This is a genomic window from Mobilibacterium timonense (assembly GCF_900155555.1).
Taxonomy (GTDB): Bacteria; Bacillota; Clostridia; order Peptostreptococcales; family Anaerovoracaceae; genus Allobaileyella; species Allobaileyella timonense.
Genome location: NZ_FUHN01000007.1, coordinates 460,241 through 479,802 on the forward strand (window position 1 = coordinate 460,241; position 19,562 = coordinate 479,802).

Consider the following 19,562-nt stretch of genomic DNA (forward strand, 5'->3'; position numbering starts at 1 on the left):
CCTGCATAAAACGCTGTTTAAATAAGTGCTTTCTCATCAAGAATATCTATATTCAGGTAATAGCTTACGTATATAGATATGATGCGCCTTATCTGCTCTCTGTACTCCGGCTTCAGGCTCACTCTGTCGAAGACTCTGAAGGGCTTTTCCCCGAAGTACTGCAGCACACCAACTATATCAAAATCAACGGTGAAAAGCAATTCCCGCCGGCCTCTTCTTCCCCTCGCAGAAGCATTTTCTCCGGCCTCCTCGCCTCTTTGTTCCATCCGGAAACAATCTTCGCACAGAATCCCTCCCGCATCTATGGAAAAGTGGTGCGGCCCGTCCTTTTCCACTGGCTTACCGCAGTTTGCGCAGTGACGCAGCTCCGGTCTTATACCCATCAGCGGAAATGTCTTCACTATGAACGCATAGAGCATCATGGTGCAGTCTCCTTCTGCATCCTGAAGTGCGTCCATGAATTCAAGCACCAGGTCGAAGAGCCGCGGCTCGGCCTTTTCCTCCTGAAGGACCTGATCGAGGTATTCCAGGACTTTCGACGCCGCAAAGTACCTGTCCAGATCTTCTCCTATCCCGTAATAGCTGCGCTTGACCGTGGCGTAATTGATATTATAATATCCCCGGTTTTTGAAGATCTCATATTCCGCGTATGTAAAAGGTCTGAGGGCAAGTGCCGATTTTCCCTTTCCCTTCTCGTTGATAGACGTTCCTGCCGAAATGCGTCCGTATCTTTTCGTGAAAAGGGTGAGCATCCGCCTGTTGCCGGGGATCTTCTGCTGCCTGAGTACGATGCCTTCTGTATCAATTAGCATTTTACTCGTCCTTGTATCCCAGGTTCCTTATCATCCTGTCTGAGTCGCGCCAGTTCTCCTTCACCTTCACCCATAGCTCGAGATACACCTTGGTGCCCAGGAGCTCCTGGATCTCCATTCTTGCGCTCTTTCCGATCCCCTTGAGCTTCCTTCCGCCCTTTCCGATGATGATGCTCTTGTGAGACTTCTTTTCACAGTAGATCACGGCGCTGATGCTTGTGAGGTCCTCCTCTTCCTTAAAGGACTCTATCTCCACGAATACCCCGTGAGGCACCTCCTGATCAAGATACGTCAGAAGCTTTTCCCGGATGATCTCGCTGACGAGGAACCTCTCCGGGTCACTGGTGACCATGTCCTCCGGAAAAAACATCGGTCCCTCCGGCATATATTCCTTCAGGCGGTCGAGGAGCTCGGGCACCCCGGTACCCTTCAGCGCGGAGACCCCATATACATCGTCAAAGAGACCCGTCTCCATGTATGAATTGTAAAGCTTCAGGTAATCCTCAGGTTTCATGAGGTCCATCTTGTTGATGGCCAGGAGTTTCGGAGTATCAGACTCCTTGAGCATCTCCAGCAGATAATGGTCTCCCCTGGACATCTCCTTGCTCCCGTCTGCCAGGAGGAGGATGACATCCACTCCCTTGTATGTGTTGACCGCCGTTTCGTTGATGGCGCTCCCCAGCTTGTTCTTGGGTTTATGTATCCCCGGAGTATCCAGGAAAACCATCTGAACGCCCCGGCCCTCATCTGCGGCCATATCGGTGTATATTCCCGTGATCCTGTTCCTCGTCGTCTGGGGCTTAGCCGATGTTATGGCTATCTTCTCCCCCAGTATCCTGTTGAGGAGCGTCGACTTTCCTACATTAGGCCTTCCGATTATACCGATAAATCCTGATCTCATCTATTACCGTCTTTCTATTACAGTCTTTCTATTATCGTCTTTCCTGATACCCTGTCGTTTATTATTTGCTGCCGCGATCTTCTTCCGTCAGGACGAAGGCCTCCGGCAGTATCTGCCCGAGCGTCCTCACTTTCAGATGCTCAGGGGTCTTTCCCGTGATCACGTACATGTTGATGGAAAATTCCGCCAGGAACTGGCGGCATATCCCGCACGGTTCCGCAACGCCCCTGTCAGACGCCACAGCGATGGCGGCAAAGCTCCTCTCGCCTTCAGAGACCGCCTTCACCGCAGCAGTGCGCTCGGCGCATATCGAGCATCCGTAGGATGCATTTTCCACGTTCACCCCTGTGTACACCTTGCCCGATGACGCCAGGAGGGCAGCCCCCACTCTGAACCCTGAGTATGGCGCATAGGCGCTGCTGCAGGCCTGAGAAGCCTTCATGAAAAGATCCCTGTAACGGGCGAAGGCGCTCTTTTCCTGAGGGAGTCCTATGCCGGTCATGATCACCTCTTCATGGCGGCGCATTATGCGCTTCTCATCCTCTTCCATGTGATCGTAGCCCAGCAGATGGAGCATACTGTGGACGAAGAGATATGCCAGCTCACGCTCCCAGCTGTGGCCGTACTCCTGAGCCTGCTCCTCAACCCTGGTCCAGCATATCACCACGTCGCCCAGCGGGATGTTCCTTTGCTCGCCCTGGTCATCCACGTCGTCATCGGCATTCTGAAGGGCCTCGATGACCTCATACTTGTCTTCGTATTGAGGGAATGAAAGCACGTCGGTAACAGCGTCCACGTTTCTCATGTCCCTGTTTATCTCTCTGATCTCCTGTGCCGAGACGATCGTCACTCCCACCTCAAGAGGGATCTCTCCGGTCTCGGCCAGAGCCATATCGTCACAGCTGAGAAGAGGTGAGAGCTCGTCTCTGACAACTTTTTCAGCTGCAGTGTCCAGCAGCGCGGTCATCTCATCCGTCAGATGTCCGTGCTCGTCCCCGTATATGATGATCATTTCTCCGCCTCCATTCTCCGGATATCAGCTTTGATCCGTTATCTGTGTTTTTCGCCGTACTGGCTGTAGGCCCTGATGATCTCCTTCACCAGAGGGTGACGGACCACGTCCACCTCGGCAAGTCTGCAGAAGGCTATGCCATCGATGCCCTTCAGTACCTTTTCCGCTTCCAGCAGGCCGGACCCCTTGCCTTTTGGCAGGTCTATCTGAGTCACGTCTCCTGTTATCACCACTTTGGAGTTAAAGCCCATCCTGGTGAGGAACATTTTCATCTGCTCCCTGGTCGTATTCTGCGCCTCGTCCAGGATTATGAACGAGTTGTCAAGGGTCCGCCCTCTCATGTACGCCAGAGGGACCACCTCGATAGTTCCTTTTTCCTTATATCTTGATGCGGTCTCCCTTCCCATTATCTCGAAGAGAGCATCGTACAGAGGCCTGAGATATGGGTCGACCTTCTCCTGGAGATCTCCCGGCAGGAATCCCAGGCTCTCTCCTGCCTCTATTGCCGGTCTTGCCAGTATTATCCTCTCAACGTCCTTGTCCTTCAGTGCCGTGACGGCCATGGCACAGGCGAGATACGTCTTTCCCGTACCGGCCGGGCCTACGCCGAATACCATGTCGTTCTTCCTGATCATGTCCACATAGTGCTTCTGGCCGCTGGTCTTAGGTCTTAGCGGCTTGCCCTGGCACGTGTAGCATATTATGTCCTTCGAGGATGTGGTGTTGTCCACGGTCTGTCCCATCGACTCCATGTCCATGATGTAGCCGAGCCGCTGTGGATCCAGCTTCCTGTTGTGGTGCAGGGCATCTACCATCCCCTTTATTATCCTCTCCGCGTGTTCCGGATCCCTGCCCCTGATTATCAGGTCATCATCCCGCAGGATCACGCTGGTCCCGGTGCTCTTCTCCACCTTCTTCATGTTGGCATCCATGTTGCCGAAGAGCTCCGTCCTGTCAACATCCTGATCCAGCAGCATTCTGACCGATCTGTTGTCTTCCTTCATTTTCACCTCTGTAATTCGATTTTTCCTACTGCTGATTATAACCTTTACGGGGGAACAGAACAACGATAAAAGGCAGGGCCTCAGCCCTGCCTTCCAAAGTCTGTTTCGTTCTGTTTATTTACCAGACAGATAGCTCTTGACCACCTTTGAAACAAGGGATCCGTCAGCCTTGCCCTTAAGCTCTGCCATGGCCGTCTTCATGAGTGTGCCCATGCTCTTCATGGATCTCTCGATGCCGCTGTCGGCGGCGATCTTCTCAACAGCCTCTCTGATCTGCTCCTCGGACATCTCCTCAGGAAGATATTTCTTAAGGATCTCTATCTCCCTGTTGTAGCTGTCAAGCAGATCCTGGCGTCCCGCCTTCTCGAAGTCGGCGAGCGCGTCGGTACGCATCTTCAGCTGCTTCTTGATGATCGGGATAATGTCAGCGTCATCCTCCAGAGTCACCCTCTGGTCGATCTCGTGCTGCTTAATGGCCGCTCTGATGAGGTTCACAGTCTCCTTGGAGGTGACGTCGTGCTCCTTCATCGCTGTCTTGTAATCTGCTAAAAGCTGTTCTTTCAGACTCAATTCCATCAACTCCCCGGGAATTAATACTTTCTTGCCTTCTTTCTGGCTGCTTCAGACTTCTTCTTGCGCTTAACGCTTGGCTTCTCGTAGTGCTCTCTCTTCCTGAGCTCAGCCATGACGCCGTCACGCGCGCAGCTTCTCTTGAATCTCTTCAGAGCGCTCTCTAAGCTTTCGTTCTCTCTAACAACGACCTGTGCCATATTGATATTCACCTCCTGTCATATATAGAGTGATGCTTGGAACTTACGCCCATAACGTTTTGTATTATAGCATCAGTAAAAAACCAATACAAGTTTTTATTACCGACACGCTGTTCTATCTCAGTCTTCAGGGTCAGAAGAGATTGTCAGCGATATCACCTGCCATCATCTTCCTCTCCCCGTTCTTGGTCCTGGCGAACCGTTCTGCGGCTCTGCCGTGGAGCATCACTCCGAAAAGGAGACTGTTATTCAAGCTGTTCCCCTGGGCCGCCAGTGAAGCGATAGCCCCCGAGAGCACGTCTCCCGATCCGGCGGTGGCAAGTCCGGAATTTCCGATGGTGTTCACGAAGAGCTGCTGAGCGTTTCCCCTGATCAGGGAAAGGATTGAAACATCGTTCTTCGCCACCATGCTGACGTGGTACTTCTCGGAAAATCTTTTTACAAATCCTATGATATTTTTTTCCACCACGGCGATATCTTCACCGCACAGCCGTGCAAGCTCGCCTATGTGAGGAGTGATCACGCACTCGCAGCGTCTCATTCTGAATGACCTGGCGTTTCTGGATATCAGGTTCAGCGCTCCGGCGTCCACGACGGCAGGAGTAGAGTTCCTGAACACCACATCGAGAAGACCTCTGCCGTAGTCGTTTTCTGCCAGGCCGGGACCTATGACCACCACCCCGACCTCCTTGAGGAAGTGCTCCAGCGCATCCGGACCGTTTTCAGGCTTGTATGGCACCACCACCGCCTCAGGGATGGAGATGTTGAAGTATCCCATGAACTTTCTCGGGCACAGGATCTTCACCAGGCCGCACCCGGCTCTGTAGGCGGACTTCGCAGCCAGGATACTGGCCCCCATCATGCTGCCCTGACCTACAACGATCCCCACTGTGCCGAATGTCCCCTTGTGAGACTTCTCAGGACGCGGAAGTATGGCCCTGTTGTAGTTTTCCCGGAAAAAAGCGTTGTCGCATACCACGAGCTTGTCCGGCACCTCGTCATACGCCGACGGTACCAGGCCGATGTCCGCCACTGTCACTTTTCCGCAGCAGGCTCTTCCCTCTCCCATGAGCATGCCTATTTTGTAGCTCCCGAAGGTCACGGTCTCATCTGCCAGGAAAAGGGCATCCATGTTCTGCCCGGTCGTTGCGTTCAGCCCTGAAGGTATGTCTACGGATATCTTGTAAGCGTCCTTGCCGTTTATGTATTCGATGAATTTTATGAAGTTGTATCCGAGACGCCTGCTCAGACCTGTCCCGAAAATGCTGTCCAGTATGACGTCATATTTTGCTTCCAGTGCGGCCGCATCCTCCTCGTCACCTTCAAGTCCGCCTATGAACGCATCCGGGAAGGTCCTTGTATATATATTCATCTGCCTCAGGAACTCCTCAGATGTCCTGTCGGGATTTCCTGCAAAATACAGGAGGACGTCATACCCCAGGTGCTTCAGCCACCTGGCCGCGCACACCCCGTCACCTCCGTTGTTTCCGGATCCGCAGAGGACGAGTATCCTGGTGCTCTTTTCAGGAAATCTCTTCTGGATGAGTTCTACCACGGCCTTGGAAGCATTTTCCATCAGCACAGGCGACGGTACTCCCAGATCTATCGTGTATTTATCGATGTAACGCATGCCCTTGGCAGTCAATGCATACATGTATATTCACCTCTTCAATGAATTGCGCATAAAAATACATAATGATTCTATCACCTTAACTCCGCCCTGACAATCGAGCAAGCAGTCCTTTTGCGGCCTTTTGCGCCGGGAGCCAATATTTACATGAGATTTCATTTAGGGTAACATAATACGCGAAGATCTTTTGGGATCTCATTTCTTTGATTTGTTACTCATATTTGCTTATAAAGGTAGACCGATTTGCAATACACCGACGACGAAATAATCCAGATAATAGTCGAGCAGAAGAAGGCTAAACTGCGCAGGCAGAAGAGAAGGCGCAGGCAGATAAACCTGATCATGCTGCTGATCGTACTCATCCTCTTTGCTCTCCTTGCCGGGATCCTGATAAAGGTCACCGCAGATTACATATCCGAAAGGACTGGAAGCTCGGGTACCACATCATCATCTTCTTCAGGCGCATCAGAAACGGCCGCGGTGAAGAACGGCGGAGTCATATTCCTGGATCCGGGACACGGCGGAAGCGATCCGGGGGCTCAGACTTCAGGAAGGAACGAAAAGGACGACACGCTCAAGATCGCGCTGCTGACTAAAAAGGCTCTGGAGAAAAAGGGTTATACAGTCTACATGAGCCGCACCACTGACAAGAGCGTGGACCGCGAAGAGCGCGGAAAGATGGCAAACAGGAAGAAGGCCGATCTGTTCGTCTCCATACACAGAAACACCGGAGACGCTGGTTCCGAGGCAGCAGCCACGGCTTCTGGCGCAGAGGTGTGGATAAGCTCCTCCGACCCTGACGACAGCAGGCTCCTGGGATCCGAGATACTAAAGGAACTGAAGGCATCTGGCACCATGAGCGCAAGGGCAGTAAAATCCGGAACTCTCCCGGATCCGAACGACGACTACTACGAAAACGAGATACCGACCATGCCGTCCTGCCTCGTAGAGCTGGGATTCATGACAGACAAGTCGGACAACAAGGCGATCGATAACAAGTCAAAAAAAATTGCCCAGGCCCTGGCGACCGGCATCGACAAGTCGTACAAGATAATCAAGAACGACAATGTGAGCAGTTACCAGGATCTCCTGGACAAATACAGGCCGTGACGCTGCGGCGCGACACCTCGGCACGCGTCTAAAACAGATGTTTTTCACTTGCCATGGCGTCACAGTACACACAGCGATAAAGTCTTTTTTCCGGATCCACCAGCTTGAAGCGCTGAGGAAGATCGGTCTCGGAAGACGTTATACACCTCGGGTTCCTGCACCTGAGAACATCGGTCAGCTCATCAGGAAGGGAGACGTGGCTTTTTCTGGCCAGTTTCCCTTCTTTTACTATGTTCACCGTTATGTTAGGGTCTACGAAGCCTATGGCGTCGAAGTCCAGATCAATGATCTTATCGATCTTGATGATGTCCTTTCTGCCGTACTTCGCGCTCTTCACATTCTGGATAACGGCCACTGTGCAGTCGAGACGGTCCAGTCCGAGCAGCTTGTATATGACCATGGACTTTCCTGCATGGATGTGGTCAAGAACGATCCCGGTATTCACTCCATCTACGTTCATCTAGTCCTCCTTCCACTTAAGCAGTGTGAGGATGAGCGCCTTCCTCACGTCCTTGCCGTTTTTCACCTGTTCAAAATACTTCGCCCGCGGGTCGTCATCCACGCTCACCTCGATCTCGTTCACCCTTGGCAGAGGATGCATGACGATCATGTCCTCAGGAGCGGCGGACAGTTTTTCCCTGTCAAGCACATAGGTGTTCTTCAGCCGTATGTAGTCCTCCTCGTTGAAGAATCTCTCCTTCTGGACCCTCGTCATGTAGAGCACGTCCAGCTCCGGGATGGAGTCCTCGAGGCTCCTGGTCTCGTGCCACACGGCCCCTGCCCCGGTCATCTTCTCCTTGATGTATCCTGGCAGTGTCAGCTCCTCCGGTGAGATGAGCCAGAACTCCACGTTCTCGTATCTCAGGAGGGCGTCTATGAGAGAGTGGACGGTCCGCCCGAACTTGAGGTCTCCGCAGAACCCTATCTTTATCGAATCCAGCCTGCCCTTCTCCCTTCTGATGGTGAGAAGATCGGCGAGGGTCTGTGAAGGGTGAAAATGGCTTCCGTCTCCCGCGTTTATCACGGGGATGTCGCAGCTGTGGGCCGCGACGTAGGCGGCTCCTTCCTTAGGATGCCTCACGGCGATGATATCGGCGAAGCAGGAGATGACCTTCATGGTGTCGTGGACGCTCTCTCCTTTTGAAACAGATGTGGAATTTGCATCGGAAAAGCCGATGACGTTTCCCCCGAGTTTGTACATTGCCGACTCGAAGCTGAGCCTCGTCCTGGTAGACGGTTCATAGAACAGGGTAGCCAGCTTTTTGTGGGCGCAGGCATCCTGGTACTTCTCCGGTTCAGCCGTTATCCTGTCGGCAAGATCCAGCATCTCGTCCACTTCTTCTGTGGAAAGGTCGGTGATGTTGATCAGATCTCTCTTAGCCATTTGATTATCTTCTCTCCTTCCCCTGTCCTGATGTAGTCTTCCTTCTCGGCTTCATCTATGAGAGTCTCGATGGTGCACAGGCTCCTGTGATCCACTCCGGCCTCCCTGAAATTGACCTCTGCTTTGTTTGTGTTATAGGTAAATATGCTTACGATGCCGAGAACATCGGCACCTGCTTCTCTGAGTGCCTTCACAGCCTCGATGGAAGAGCCTCCAGTAGAAAAAAGGTCTTCAATAACCACTACCTTGTCCCCGCTCTTCAGTTCTCCCTCTATACGATTGTTTCTTCCGTGGGACTTTGAGCTGCTCCTCACGTATCCCATCGGCATCCCAAGGATATGCGCTGCTATGGCCGCATGAGCGATGCCTGCGGTGGCGGTGCCCATGAGTTTTTCACACTGTGGATAGAATTCCCGTATGGTCTCTGCCATCTCGTTTTCCACCACGTTCCTCACCTCCGGAGCGGTGAGGATCAGCCTGTTGTCGCAGTAGATAGGGCTCTTTATTCCGCTGGCCCAGGTGAACGGTTCATCTGGCCTCAGGAATACCGCCTTTATCTTGAGAAGCCCTCTGGCTATCTCTCTTTCCTTATTTTCGTCTCTTACCAAATCTGTTGCCTCCTCCCAGAACACGAAAACTTCTCTCGTCAGCCGGAAACCCGGCATATGTGAAAATCTTTTTTACCGGAGACACCTCTCGTAGGCAGAAGAAGGATCCTCCGCCCTTGTGATGCTCCTGCCTATGACCATGAAATCGCTGCCGCCCTTTCTGGCATCTCCAGGCGTGGTGACCCGCTTCTGGTCGCCCTTCGAATCTCCCGGCAATCTGATGCCAGGAGTCACGGTGAGGAAGTCCTCTCCAACCGACCGGTGTATTGTCCCGGCCTCCATAGGGGAGCATACCACGCCGTCCAGGCCCGCTTCTCTGGCGTTTCTCGCATAGCTGACCACGGTCTCCTCAACCTCTCCAGGTATAAGGAGCTGGCCGTTCATGGTGTCCTTGTCTATCGACGTGAGCATGGTCACGGCGATGAGATACGGCTTTTTCCCCGGAGCCCCTGCCTGGACCCAGCCCTCGTCCAGGCCCTTCCTGGCAGCCTCCATCATTTTTCTGCCTCCTGCGGCGTGGACGTTCACCATGTCCACCCCGAGGCCAGCCAGCACTCTCATGGCACTGCCCACGGTGTTCGGGATGTCGTGGAGCTTAAGATCGAGGAATATCCTGTATCCCCTCGCCTTGATCTCCCTTATGATGTCAGGGCCACAGGCGTAAAACAGCTCCATGCCGACCTTGACGAATGGCTTTTCTCCCTTGATCTCCATACGGTCGAGGAAGTTAAGCGCCTCCTCACCTCCCGGAAAATCAAGTGCGATCATAATGTCGTTATAGTCTCTCATGTTCTAAATCACTCCTCTGATCTCATCCAGACTCTCAATGCCAAGCTCTTCCATGCGCTTCGGAAGTTCCTTTATTATATCCGGGCAGGTCCACGGGTCCACCAGGTTTGCCGATCCCACCTGTACGGCGGTGGCTCCAGCCATTATCATCTCGAGCACGTCATCAGCATTTGAAATGCCGCCTATTCCTATGACCGGTATATCCACTGCATGGAAGGCCTCGTTCACCATGCGAAGGGCTATCGGCTTGATAGCGGGCCCGGAAAGTCCGGCGTATTTCATGGCTGTAACGGGCTTCCTGGCCTTCAGGTCGATCTTGAGGGCCTTGAAATTGTTGATAAGGCTGATGCCGTCTGCACCGCCCTCCTCACACGCCCTGGCTATCGACGCTATGTCTGTGACATTCGGCGTCAGCTTCATGAACACCGGAAGACTGGTGTTTTTCTTAACCTCTTCGGTTATCCTCCTGCTGATCTCAGGGTCGGCACCGAACGCTGCGCCTCCGTCTTTGACGTTCGGGCAGCTTATATTCACTTCTAAGGCGACCACCTGCTCCTGGCCGTCTATGGCCCTGGCAAGCCTGCCGTATTCTTCCGGCGAGGACCCGCTGATGTTCGAGATCACCGGTCCGTAGTAGATCTCTCTCAACATCGGAAGGTCCTCTTCCAGGTAGTGCTCTATACCAGGGTTCTGGAGGCCTATGGAATTCATCATACCCTGGCTGCACTCCGCGATCCGCGGCAGCGGATTTCCATATCTCGGTTCCCAGGTCACGCTTTTGGTCACCAGCGCTCCCAGGATGCTCAGGTCAAAATAATCCTTGTATTCCTGCCCGTATCCGAACGTTCCGCTGGCAGGCATGACCGGGTTATGAAGCTCGGTCCCCGCCAGATCCACCTTCATGTCAGGTCTCATATCCATCTCCTGTCTAGTCTCCTCCGATCTCTTTCTCGCTGTTCATCCTTCAGGCTACGGCATCACACCAGCTGATCCCACAGAAGCTCATCCTTCCGGAACACCGGCCCTTCCTTACAGACTCTCCTGCTACCGTCAACGGTCTTCACGGAACAGCCCATGCATGCTCCGAAACCGCAGCCCATTCTTGCCTCCAGGCTGAAGAACCCGTCTTTTACCTTAGGGTCCAGTGCCTTCAGCATGGCCAGCGGACCACAGGCACAGGCCACATCCGCGACATCGAAGGCATCTGTTACGAAGCCCTTTTTTCCAGAACTGCCGTCAGCCGTCATTACCGTAACGTCGTCGCACAGATCCCTGAACTGATCCAGGAGGAATATTTCCTTCTCTGAATTGTATCCGAGTATTACCTTACAGCTCTTGCCTTCCATGGTGAGTGCCCTCACAAGGCCCAGCATCGGAGGGATCCCGATGCCTCCACCGATGATATATACGTCCTGCGGTAAAACGCCAACGTCATAGCCGTTCCCGAGTCCCGTGAGCACATCAAGCTCATCACCGGACTCCATGCGGCTCATGATCCTGGTGCCGTCTCCGACGACCCTGTACACGAGGGTATACCGGTCACCGTCGAACCTGCAGACAGAAATGGGCCTCCTCAGAAACTTCTCAGGGACCTGCACCATGGCAAACTGCCCGGGATGGCTGAAGCGACTCCCCTCTGTCTCTATCATCATGGAGTATATGCCAGGAGCTATCTCAACATTCTCCAGGATAGTGCTCTTCGTATTACGCATCTCTTTCCCTCCTGTGTATTTCTGATCTCTATCTGATGTCCGGGTCCCGATATACGACCCTGCCTCCGCAGATGGTCATCAGCACCCGTCCGTAAAGTTCCTGACCGTCGAATGGCGTACATTTTCCCTTGGAAAAGAATTTCCGGCTATCCAGGGCGAACGGCTTCTCCAGTTCTGCAAGAGTCCAGCTGTTGTCCTGCGGGATGTTGAACCGACTTCTAGGGTTTATGCACATGAGCTCCACCAGCTTCTCCAGCGTGATGATCTTCTCTCTCACAAGACCGGTGTACAGAGCAGGAAAGGCGCACTCAAGTCCCGTGATGCCGTTCATGCTCTTCAGGAACCCCCTGCTCTTTTCCTCTTCGCTGTGCGGCGCGTGATCTGTGGCGATCATGTCCACGGTGCCATCAAGAATCCCGATGATGAGCTGCCTCCTGTCCTCCGGATCTTTTATCGGCGGGTTCATCTTGTACCGTCCTCCGAGCTCCGGCGCTGCCGCGATCCTCTCATTCACAGTTTCGCTGTCCAGGAGCAGATAGTGTGGCGCAGTCTCGCATGTCACGTCTACTCCGCTCTTTTTTCCTTCTCTTATGACCTCCACGCTCTCTCTGGTGGATATGTGGCACACGTGATAGGACGCTCCCGTCTCATCCGCAAGTTTTATGTCCCTCTCGATCTGCCGCCATTCACTTTCTCTGACCTTTCCCTGAGCCAGAAGCGCTTCATCCTCGCAGTGAGCGACTATTATTTTTCCAAGGGCATGTGCCTCTTCCATCGCCGCCCTCATCAGTCCCTCGTCCTGAACGCCTCTTCCGTCATCGGAGAATGCCACTACATGAGGGGCCAGCTCCTCCATGCGCGATAGCTCTCCTGTGCCGGACTGGTCGCCCGTGATCGTCCCGTAAGGGTGGATGTGGATCCGCTCCTCTTCCGGTATTCCATCGATCGCGTCAGTCTCTGCTTTAAGGCCTCTCAGGTCCGACGGGGCCGGTTTCAGGTTCGGCATGGTGCATACGTCTGTGTATCCTCCCCTCGCCGCAGCTCTCGATCCCGTGAGCATCGTCTCCTTGTACTCCTGTCCCGGCTCCCTGAAGTGAACGTGGACGTCGCAGAAGGATGGCAAAATAAAAGAGTTATCAATGTCGATAACCCTGTCATGTTGTGAAATATCAATAAAGCCGCCAGCCAAGCCGCGCTCCGTATCGAAAAGGATGTTGTCTTCGAAGTGTTTGTCTGTGTAGATCTTTCCGCCTCTGAAAAACATTTATATCCTCCGTGATCTCTTATCTTTACCCGAATCTACGAAACATTTTACCATCTGTCGGCAGGTAATTGTGTATTAATAATGAAAAAAGCCACCCGTTCGGGCGGCCGTCTATACCTGATCATGATTTTAACTTTCAGGCTGCTGTGAGTTACTCTACGACGGTAACGTTCACAGCTCTCTTCTTGGTAGGATTCTTAGGATCGTCCTCGATGTCGAATGTGACCTTGTCCCCATCCTTCAGAGATTTGAATCCATCGCACTGGATGGCAGAATAGTGAACGAACACATCTGCGCCCCCTTCTCCGTTCTCGATGAATCCATAGCCCTTGCTGTTGTTGAACCATTTAACCGTACCCGTGCTCATTATGTCCTCCTGTCCTAATACCCTGAGGTTTCATTTGTTGGTGAAAAAAATAAAACACAATCGGAATTTTACCCCCGGCATAACAAATTGTCAATTGAAACGCCGAATTTTATAGTATAAATTTCATATTTGTGGTTATTTATGCATCAATGTGACGGCAAACGACGTCACAAGTCTCCATATGTGTCCAGAAAAAATGCGGAGGCCGCCTCATCATCCGGCAGACTCCGCAATATCCTCAGATCATTCCCGAACTACAGGTCGCTCTCCTCATCAGGCTTGAAGTCCTTGATCTCCGGAGGCAGCTCCATGTCGTTCTTCTTGTAGTAATCCACCAGCGCTGCCTTGATGGCTTCCTCGGCCAGTACCGAGCAGTGGATCTTGTGTGTAGGCAATCCGTCCAGTGCCTCTACAACAGCCTTGTTGGACAGCTCCAGCGCCTCCTTTACCGTCTTCCCCTTGATCATCTCCGTCGCCATGGAACTTGTGGCGATGGCTGAACCGCAGCCAAATGTCTTGAACTTGCAATCCGTGATGATGCCGTCATCGATCTTGAGGTACATCCTCATGATGTCTCCGCAGACAGGGTTTCCAACCTCGCCTACTCCGTCGGCATTCTCTATCTCTCCTACGTTTCTCGGATGCTCGAAGTGATCCATTACTTTTTCACTATATAACATGTTTCCTGACTCCTCTCTCCAGTTCGTCCCAGAAAGGACTGATCTCTCTGAACTGAGCTACTACCTGATGTACCTTCTCGATAATATAGTCTACCTGCTCCTCGGTGTTGTCCTCGGCCAGGCTGAATCTCAGTGATCCGTGTGCGGCCTCTACCGGAAGTCCGATGCCCATGAGCACGTGGCTCGGCTCAAGGGACTGGCTGGAGCACGCCGACCCGGATGAGCACTCTATTCCATACATATCCAGTGCAAGCAGCAGAGACTCTCCTTCTGCTCCCTCGAATGAATAGTTCACGTTGCCCGGCAGCCTCTTCGTCCTGTGACCGTTGAGCCTTGAATGCGGAATATCCGCAAGACCCTCGATGAGCCTGTCTCTCAGGGCGACAGTCTTTGCCGTGTTGGCCTCCATGTTGGCGACACCCTCCTCCAGGGCAGCAGCCATGGCAGCAGCCGCAGGTGTGTTGGATGTGCCGGCTCTCTTTCCTCTCTCCTGAGCACCTCCCTCGACGATGTTCAGCAGCTTCACACCCTTTCTGGCATACAGAGCTCCCACACCCTTAGGGCCGTGGAACTTGTGACCGGACATCGACAGCATATCGATGTTCATGGCCTGTACATCGATAGGCAGGTGGGCGGCCGCCTGTACAGCGTCTGTATGGAAAAGTACTCCCTTCTCGTGGCAGAGTTTTCCGATCTCAGCCACAGGCTGGATGGAGCCGATCTCGTTGTTTGCGAACATGATGGACACCAGCGCTGTGTCAGGCCTGATCGCCTTCTCTATGTCGTCAACGGAGATGATCCCGTCAGGCTGAGGATCCAGAATGGTCACGTCGAACCCTTCCTTCTTCAGCTTCTTCATGGTATTCAGAATGGCATCGTGTTCGATGCTCATGGTTATCAGATGGTTCTTACCCTTGCTCTTCAGTCCTCTGGCCGCGGAGATCAGAGCCTGGTTGTCCGACTCGCTTCCGCCGGAAGTGAAGTAGATCTCGTTCGGATTTGCTGCATTGATGGCCTTCGCCACCTTGGCTCTGGCATCCTCGAGGACTTCTTTGGTAGCCTGTCCTTCAGAATGCAGGCTGTTAGGGTTGCCGTTGGCATTTTTCAGGCAGTCCACCATGACCTTCATAGAAGTCTCGCTCATGTACGTAGTGGCTGCATTGTCTGCATATACTCTCATGTTCTCCTCCTGTTTATCAATAGCCCGCCCTTCTGTAAGATGCGAGGCTGATCGTCTGGGAACCCCATTGAGTTTCTTTCGTTTTTCTTTCCATGGGATAAATTAGCACTTAATTCCTAGCGTGTCAATAGGAATTATTCAATAGAGGTTGTGCAATAATCTGTACATTCTTTACGTTCAGGTAAAGTTTATATTTCACCTTGCATTTTCTCCTCCGCGGCGCGCCTCTTCGCCCGGCAGGACTCCTTGTAATCCGCCATGGTTATCCCCTTTGGAAGGATCCTGTCCATGTTTCCGTCTATGATATCGCGAAGGGTTATGTTCTCAAGATAGTTGTCTATAACCATGTCCAGCCCCAGCCACAGAGGCAGGATACCGCAGGATGCCGCCTTCTCGCAGGATACGTGATCGTTTTTCAGACATTCTACAGGCGCAAGACTCCCCTCGGTTATCTCGAGTATCTCTCCGATATTGTATTCCTCGGGCTTTCTCGCCAGTCTGTACCCGCCGTTCTTTCCTCTCAGACTCTTGAGCAGACCTCCCTTGTTCAGCATGGATACCACTATTTCAAGGTATTTCATGGACAGATTCTGTCTCTCCGCGATGTCGCTGAGTGATATCACTCCGTCGCCCTCGTTGTTGGCCAGATCCATCATCACGATGAGCGCATACCGGCCCTTTGTGGAAACCATCATTTCAACTCGACCTCCCGATCCTGATTTTTCTCAAAATGTAATTCCTAGTATAACACAGGAATTTAGTATTTGGTGTTCTTTGTGGAAAGGAAATGAGTGCAGATGCGTCACAGACCTACCGTTTCTTGAAATTTCTCTGGGAAAACAGCAGGTCCTGTTCGTTTCCGAACCTGTCAACCACCGCTCTCCTCCTGTCCCGGGCAACGACCACGTCGAACATACCATCGTCCCGATACTTTATATATGAATACTCCGCCGGTGCAGTCATTGTCTTCGACGCCACGTCGTAGATCCCCATGCACTCGAATCCGACGTCTTCCCAGTATTCTATGTAAAAAAGATATTTATCCGTGTTGCCGTAAATGTCCACTCCGTAGATGCTCGGGCCGAAGATCGCGTTGTCGTCGTAGTCGATGACCCAGAAGTGGTTGTTCTGATCCATCACCATGGCATATCCCACCTTGAGACAGTAGAGATCCCTGTACTGGCACGGGATGAGGAGCCTCCCGTCGGCGGCGCAGGCGCCCACAAGCAGCTGGCCGTCACCGCTCATGACCGACACCTGATACAGTTCCCTGGTGAAGTCGGCCAGGTGTATGTACCTGTACACCGGAGGGATCTTCACCTTGCCTGCCACGTCCACCAGCCCTTCGTACATCTGGCCGTCCTGGAAGTTCCTGACTCTCTGCTTGTAGCTGTCCTGGGTCATGGGGATCTTCTCGGTGCTCATGACACCGTAAACGCCGTCCCGCACATCCACCGTATCCACCGTAAAGACGAATCGCTTTTCTTTTTCGTTGTACGAGAGTCTGAGGGAGACCGCCTTTGTGGTCTCGTGCCTTTTCTTCCTGTGCTCCGAGTCCATCATCTTGTCGCCGAACAGGAAAATTATCGACCTGGAGGCATTTCTCCCACCCGGATAGATGGCCAGCAGAGACTTCCCGAATACCTGCCGGCACTGCTCTATGAAGTTCTCGTCTTTTCCAAAGCTGTCCTGGGAACTGTGGCGCAACTTGCACCGGTCCCCTCCTCCGAACCACACAGCAAGACCTGTTTTTTCGAAGAACAGTGAACAGAAGCCCTGTTCGCTGTTCCCACGCACGGCGGTGAGCCACTCTCCTCTCAGCGCCTCGGAGAAGCTTCGCAGCAGATCCCCGAATTCGCTGGCAGAGCCCGGCTCACGGCCGAACCACTCTTCGTATGACACCCCGTCTATCGACCTTACAACATTCTTTGCCATAGCCATAGCCATTACCGATCCTTACTACTTCTTCACAACAGCCTTTCGGCGCACACTTCTTAATATTATAAAGCCTTATGCCTTACCGTTGCAAAAGAAAAAGACCGCCCGGGCGAAGATGTCCGGACAGTCCGTGATTCAGCGATATTTTTACTTTTATGTTCTGTCTGAGTGCGGAGAAAACGCCGCGTTCAGAAAGCTGAGCAGCTGGTCCCGCATGAGTTCATCGTCTTCCAGCGCCTCATCGCCGCAGAATATTCTGAGCCTCTCCCTGTAATATGGACAGGAATACGAAAACTGCAGCGTTGTCATCAGGTCATCGAAGAAAAAGGAAAGATACCTAATGTCCTCGTCGCTCCTTATCTCTCCCCTGTCAGCGGCATCCTGGATCGTCTTCCTGTACGTCTCGGAGCTCACAGACTCTATCCTGGCCGCAAGCCTTGCAGCCAGCCCGGGATCGGTGGAAGATGTGATCTGGTTGTACAGCCTGTTCACCTCCGGGTGTTCCCTGGAATAGACCTGAAGAGATCTGATGATCTTGTCAGCCCTCTCCAGCAGTGGCACATCTCCCTCAGACGCCTCATGCAGGGCCGCCTCCAGGTCGTCAACGGCCGTCTCAAGGCATGCCACAAAGAAATCTTCCTTCGTCCCGAAATAGTTGTATAAGGTGCCAACGCTGATCCCGGCCTTCCTGGCTATATCGTTGATGTTGGCATTTTCAAGGCCTTTCCGGGCGAATTCTTCGATACCGGTCTTCCTCAGCCTCTGAAGCTTTTCCTCTGAAACTCTCTTCTGCATCTATAAGGCCCCCGGTCAGCTGTTCATGGTCCTGAAGTTGTCCTTGTTCGACTCGTACAGCCTCTTGAAAACGCTGTAATTCCTGTCATATGCACCGGCCTTTTTCTCATCGGGATCAAAGGATGATCTTACTCTTATGAGGCCTTTTATCTGATCCAGATCATCGATGATCCCGAGGCCCACCGCAGCCACAGCCGCGGCCCCTATGGCTCCCACGTTCTGCGGATCCTCCACGATCTCGATCCTGCGCTTCGTGATGTCTGCCATCATCTGCCCCGTCACATCTGACAGGGCACCGCCTCCTACGAAGCGGACGATATCGCTGACCTTCACTTTCTTTTCCTGGCACTCCAGCATCCACCGCTGGTGGTAGCATATGCCCTCCACTACGGAGCGGATCAGCTCCGTCTTTCCGGTCTCCAGCCTTATGTTGAAAAACATCCCGGCCGCTCCCGGGTCTTCGAACGGGCACCTGTTGCCGTGTAGCCACGGCGTAAAGATTGTGCCCCCGGCCCCGGGCTCAGCCTTCTCGACCGTCTCCATGAGGTAGTCGTAGAGGCTGGAATACTTCTTCTCGAAGCCGCAGGTTATGTCCTTCTTCTCCAGGAAAATGCCGATCTCGTCCAGAGCCAGGTGATTTTTCACCCACTCCAGGCACTTACCGGCAGTCTCCATCTCGGCGAAGTAGTTGAACCTGCCCTGCTGCGCCCCGACTATGGAGGCGATCATGTGGGACACGTCCAGTATCTGGCTGTCCACCACCGTGGACACCCATCCCGAGGTTCCGATGTAGATGTGGGTCTCTCCCGGCCTGATGGCACCTGAGCCTATGGCGGTGAGAGGTGCATCCCCTCCTCCGCCGAAGACCTTCGTGCCGCAGGCAAGGCCCAGCTCTTCCGCCGGTCCTTCTCTGAGCGTGCCGGCTAGATCGCTCGACCCGATTATTTCAGGCAGGTGATCCATGTTGACCCCGTACAGGTCGCAGAGTTCCCTGCTCCAGCCCTCTCGCCCCGGCCTCGTGTCGTAAAGCATCGTGGCGAAGGCCGAATCCCTGGTCATGATGAAGTTCCCCGTGCACCTGGCGATGAGATATTCTTTCACGTCGAGCCACTTGTAAGCCCTGGTGAAATTATCCGGCTCGTTTCTCTCGATCCACTTGTACTTCCAAACCGGATCCTTCGCACTCAGAGAAGCCGCCTTGCAGATCCTCAGGCTCTTCAGGAGCTTGAAGACATTCGCTCCCTCTACCTTGATACCGCGGCCGAAGCAGGCCTTCAGTTCATCTTCTCCTCTCTGATCCATGTAGCTCATAGGCCTGTGTACGGGAACTCCATCCCTGTCAACCAGGACCAGACCCTGCATCTGAGAACAGAAGGAGATACCGCTGACCTCCGCAGGATCGGCACCGCTCTTTTCCATCACCTCTCTGGTGGCACTGCACATGGCGCTCCACCACTCTTCGGCGTCCTGCTCCACTCCCCCGTTTTCAAGGGTGTACAGCCCGTACCCCCTGGTGGAGCTCGCCATGAGCCTTATCCCCTCTTCGACAGAGAACAGGCACGTCTTCACTCCCGTGGTCCCAACATCGTACGCCAGAATATACATT

At 53.2% G+C, this 19,562-nt stretch carries 22 protein-coding genes; 1 reads left to right on the plus strand and 21 read right to left on the minus strand.

Annotation, left to right across the window (positions count from 1 at the left end; all coding sequences use genetic code 11):
* Positions 1 to 17 precede the first annotated feature (17 nt).
* The 7 genes from recO to BQ7382_RS05205 all read right to left on the minus strand — a co-directional run bounded on the left by recO (position 18) and on the right by BQ7382_RS05205 (position 6,153).
* On the minus strand, positions 18 to 812 hold the full coding sequence (recO, locus tag BQ7382_RS05175) for a DNA repair protein RecO (RefSeq protein ID WP_077391046.1): 795 nt from the start codon (positions 810 to 812) through the stop codon (positions 18 to 20).
* A 1-nt stretch (position 813) separates the two neighbouring features.
* Entirely contained in the window at positions 814 to 1,713 is a 900-nt protein-coding gene (gene era / locus BQ7382_RS05180) for a GTPase Era (protein WP_077391047.1), read from the minus strand.
* Positions 1,714 to 1,774: 61 nt separating this feature from the next.
* A complete protein-coding gene (gene ybeY, locus BQ7382_RS09865; protein WP_159437233.1) occupies positions 1,775 to 2,725 on the minus strand; it encodes an rRNA maturation RNase YbeY in 951 nt (316 codons plus the stop codon).
* Positions 2,726 to 2,763: 38 nt separating this feature from the next.
* Positions 2,764 to 3,729 (minus strand): PhoH family protein, encoded by a 966-nt coding sequence (locus BQ7382_RS05190; protein WP_144082085.1) that lies wholly within the window; start codon positions 3,727 to 3,729, stop codon positions 2,764 to 2,766.
* A 114-nt stretch (positions 3,730 to 3,843) separates the two neighbouring features.
* On the minus strand, positions 3,844 to 4,305 hold the full coding sequence (locus BQ7382_RS05195; protein WP_235847952.1) for a GatB/YqeY domain-containing protein: 462 nt from the start codon (positions 4,303 to 4,305) through the stop codon (positions 3,844 to 3,846).
* Positions 4,306 to 4,319: 14 nt separating this feature from the next.
* Positions 4,320 to 4,499, minus strand: a complete 180-nt coding sequence (gene rpsU, locus BQ7382_RS05200) for a 30S ribosomal protein S21 (protein ID WP_077391048.1) — start codon at positions 4,497 to 4,499, stop codon at positions 4,320 to 4,322.
* Positions 4,500 to 4,632: 133 nt separating this feature from the next.
* Positions 4,633 to 6,153, minus strand: coding sequence for an NAD(P)H-hydrate dehydratase (locus BQ7382_RS05205; RefSeq protein WP_077391049.1), 1,521 nt, complete (start codon positions 6,151 to 6,153; stop codon positions 4,633 to 4,635).
* A 219-nt stretch (positions 6,154 to 6,372) separates the two neighbouring features.
* Between BQ7382_RS05205 and BQ7382_RS05210 the strand changes: the two genes are divergently transcribed.
* Positions 6,373 to 7,239, plus strand: a complete 867-nt coding sequence (locus BQ7382_RS05210) for an N-acetylmuramoyl-L-alanine amidase family protein (RefSeq protein WP_077391050.1) — start codon at positions 6,373 to 6,375, stop codon at positions 7,237 to 7,239.
* Positions 7,240 to 7,267: 28 nt separating this feature from the next.
* Here BQ7382_RS05210 and BQ7382_RS05215 read toward each other — a convergent pair whose 3' ends face one another.
* The 14 genes from BQ7382_RS05215 to BQ7382_RS05280 all read right to left on the minus strand — a co-directional run bounded on the left by BQ7382_RS05215 (position 7,268) and on the right by BQ7382_RS05280 (position 19,561).
* Entirely contained in the window at positions 7,268 to 7,699 is a 432-nt protein-coding gene (locus tag BQ7382_RS05215; protein WP_077391051.1) for an aspartate carbamoyltransferase regulatory subunit, read from the minus strand.
* Complete coding sequence (pyrB, locus tag BQ7382_RS05220; protein WP_077391052.1) at positions 7,700 to 8,623, minus strand: aspartate carbamoyltransferase; 924 nt, start codon at positions 8,621 to 8,623, stop codon at positions 7,700 to 7,702. It abuts the gene before it with no gap.
* A complete protein-coding gene (gene pyrE / locus BQ7382_RS05225) occupies positions 8,605 to 9,231 on the minus strand; it encodes an orotate phosphoribosyltransferase (protein WP_235847953.1) in 627 nt (208 codons plus the stop codon). Before pyrE ends, pyrB begins: the two co-directional genes overlap by 19 nt.
* Before the next feature lie 72 nt (positions 9,232 to 9,303).
* Positions 9,304 to 10,020, minus strand: coding sequence for an orotidine-5'-phosphate decarboxylase (gene pyrF / locus BQ7382_RS05230; RefSeq protein WP_077391054.1), 717 nt, complete (start codon positions 10,018 to 10,020; stop codon positions 9,304 to 9,306).
* Positions 10,021 to 10,023: 3 nt separating this feature from the next.
* Positions 10,024 to 10,941: a dihydroorotate dehydrogenase gene (locus tag BQ7382_RS05235; protein ID WP_205408166.1), complete on the minus strand. Its 918-nt coding sequence runs from the start codon at positions 10,939 to 10,941 to the stop codon at positions 10,024 to 10,026.
* A gap of 56 nt (positions 10,942 to 10,997) precedes the next feature.
* A complete protein-coding gene (locus BQ7382_RS05240) occupies positions 10,998 to 11,732 on the minus strand; it encodes a dihydroorotate dehydrogenase electron transfer subunit (RefSeq protein ID WP_077391056.1) in 735 nt (244 codons plus the stop codon).
* A 28-nt stretch (positions 11,733 to 11,760) separates the two neighbouring features.
* Complete coding sequence (locus BQ7382_RS05245) at positions 11,761 to 12,996, minus strand: dihydroorotase (RefSeq protein ID WP_077391057.1); 1,236 nt, start codon at positions 12,994 to 12,996, stop codon at positions 11,761 to 11,763.
* Positions 12,997 to 13,147: 151 nt separating this feature from the next.
* Entirely contained in the window at positions 13,148 to 13,363 is a 216-nt protein-coding gene (locus tag BQ7382_RS05250) for a cold-shock protein (RefSeq protein ID WP_077391058.1), read from the minus strand.
* 254 nt (positions 13,364 to 13,617) lie between these two features.
* The gene (nifU, locus tag BQ7382_RS05255; protein WP_077391059.1) at positions 13,618 to 14,043 is read right to left on the minus strand and encodes a Fe-S cluster assembly scaffold protein NifU; all 426 of its coding nucleotides are present in this window, start codon (positions 14,041 to 14,043) and stop codon (positions 13,618 to 13,620) included.
* Positions 14,033 to 15,223 carry a cysteine desulfurase family protein gene (locus tag BQ7382_RS05260; RefSeq protein ID WP_077391060.1) on the minus strand — a complete coding sequence of 397 codons (1,191 nt, stop codon included), beginning with the start codon at positions 15,221 to 15,223 and terminating at the stop codon, positions 14,033 to 14,035. Before BQ7382_RS05260 ends, nifU begins: the two co-directional genes overlap by 11 nt.
* 188 nt (positions 15,224 to 15,411) lie before the next feature.
* Positions 15,412 to 15,918 (minus strand): RrF2 family transcriptional regulator, encoded by a 507-nt coding sequence (locus BQ7382_RS05265; RefSeq protein ID WP_077391061.1) that lies wholly within the window; start codon positions 15,916 to 15,918, stop codon positions 15,412 to 15,414.
* Positions 15,919 to 16,033: 115 nt separating this feature from the next.
* Positions 16,034 to 17,158 (minus strand): hypothetical protein, encoded by a 1,125-nt coding sequence (locus BQ7382_RS05270; RefSeq protein ID WP_144082086.1) that lies wholly within the window; start codon positions 17,156 to 17,158, stop codon positions 16,034 to 16,036.
* A gap of 156 nt (positions 17,159 to 17,314) precedes the next feature.
* The gene (locus tag BQ7382_RS05275) at positions 17,315 to 17,956 is read right to left on the minus strand and encodes a TetR/AcrR family transcriptional regulator (protein WP_077391063.1); all 642 of its coding nucleotides are present in this window, start codon (positions 17,954 to 17,956) and stop codon (positions 17,315 to 17,317) included.
* 15 nt (positions 17,957 to 17,971) lie between these two features.
* On the minus strand, positions 17,972 to 19,561 hold the full coding sequence (locus tag BQ7382_RS05280; protein ID WP_077391064.1) for a xylulokinase: 1,590 nt from the start codon (positions 19,559 to 19,561) through the stop codon (positions 17,972 to 17,974).
* Position 19,562 lies beyond the last annotated feature (1 nt).

Bases quoted from the DNA above. Each gene is read 5' to 3' on its own strand.
- recO (WP_077391046.1), bottom strand. From the start codon at position 812: ATGCTAATTGATACAGAAGGCATCGTACTCAGGCAGCAGAAGATCCCC.
- era (WP_077391047.1), bottom strand. From the start codon at position 1,713: ATGAGATCAGGATTTATCGGTATAATCGGAAGGCCTAATGTAGGAAAG.
- ybeY (WP_159437233.1), bottom strand. From the start codon at position 2,725: ATGATCATCATATACGGGGACGAGCACGGACATCTGACGGATGAGATG.
- BQ7382_RS05190 (WP_144082085.1), bottom strand. From the start codon at position 3,729: ATGAAGGAAGACAACAGATCGGTCAGAATGCTGCTGGATCAGGATGTT.
- BQ7382_RS05195 (WP_235847952.1), bottom strand. From the start codon at position 4,305: ATGGAATTGAGTCTGAAAGAACAGCTTTTAGCAGATTACAAGACAGCG.
- rpsU (WP_077391048.1), bottom strand. From the start codon at position 4,499: ATGGCACAGGTCGTTGTTAGAGAGAACGAAAGCTTAGAGAGCGCTCTG.
- BQ7382_RS05205 (WP_077391049.1), bottom strand. From the start codon at position 6,153: ATGTATGCATTGACTGCCAAGGGCATGCGTTACATCGATAAATACACG.
- BQ7382_RS05215 (WP_077391051.1), bottom strand. From the start codon at position 7,699: ATGAACGTAGATGGAGTGAATACCGGGATCGTTCTTGACCACATCCAT.
- pyrB (WP_077391052.1), bottom strand. From the start codon at position 8,623: ATGGCTAAGAGAGATCTGATCAACATCACCGACCTTTCCACAGAAGAA.
- pyrF (WP_077391054.1), bottom strand. From the start codon at position 10,020: ATGAGAGACTATAACGACATTATGATCGCACTTGATTTTCCGGGAGGT.
- BQ7382_RS05235 (WP_205408166.1), bottom strand. From the start codon at position 10,941: ATGGATATGAGACCTGACATGAAGGTGGATCTGGCGGGGACCGAGCTT.
- BQ7382_RS05240 (WP_077391056.1), bottom strand. From the start codon at position 11,732: ATGCGTAATACGAAGAGCACTATCCTGGAGAATGTTGAGATAGCTCCT.
- BQ7382_RS05245 (WP_077391057.1), bottom strand. From the start codon at position 12,996: ATGTTTTTCAGAGGCGGAAAGATCTACACAGACAAACACTTCGAAGAC.
- BQ7382_RS05250 (WP_077391058.1), bottom strand. From the start codon at position 13,363: ATGAGCACGGGTACGGTTAAATGGTTCAACAACAGCAAGGGCTATGGA.
- nifU (WP_077391059.1), bottom strand. From the start codon at position 14,043: ATGTTATATAGTGAAAAAGTAATGGATCACTTCGAGCATCCGAGAAAC.
- BQ7382_RS05260 (WP_077391060.1), bottom strand. From the start codon at position 15,223: ATGAGAGTATATGCAGACAATGCAGCCACTACGTACATGAGCGAGACT.
- BQ7382_RS05265 (WP_077391061.1), bottom strand. From the start codon at position 15,918: ATGATGGTTTCCACAAAGGGCCGGTATGCGCTCATCGTGATGATGGAT.
- BQ7382_RS05270 (WP_144082086.1), bottom strand. From the start codon at position 17,158: ATGGCAAAGAATGTTGTAAGGTCGATAGACGGGGTGTCATACGAAGAG.
- BQ7382_RS05275 (WP_077391063.1), bottom strand. From the start codon at position 17,956: ATGCAGAAGAGAGTTTCAGAGGAAAAGCTTCAGAGGCTGAGGAAGACC.
- BQ7382_RS05280 (WP_077391064.1), bottom strand. From the start codon at position 19,561: ATGTATATTCTGGCGTACGATGTTGGGACCACGGGAGTGAAGACGTGC.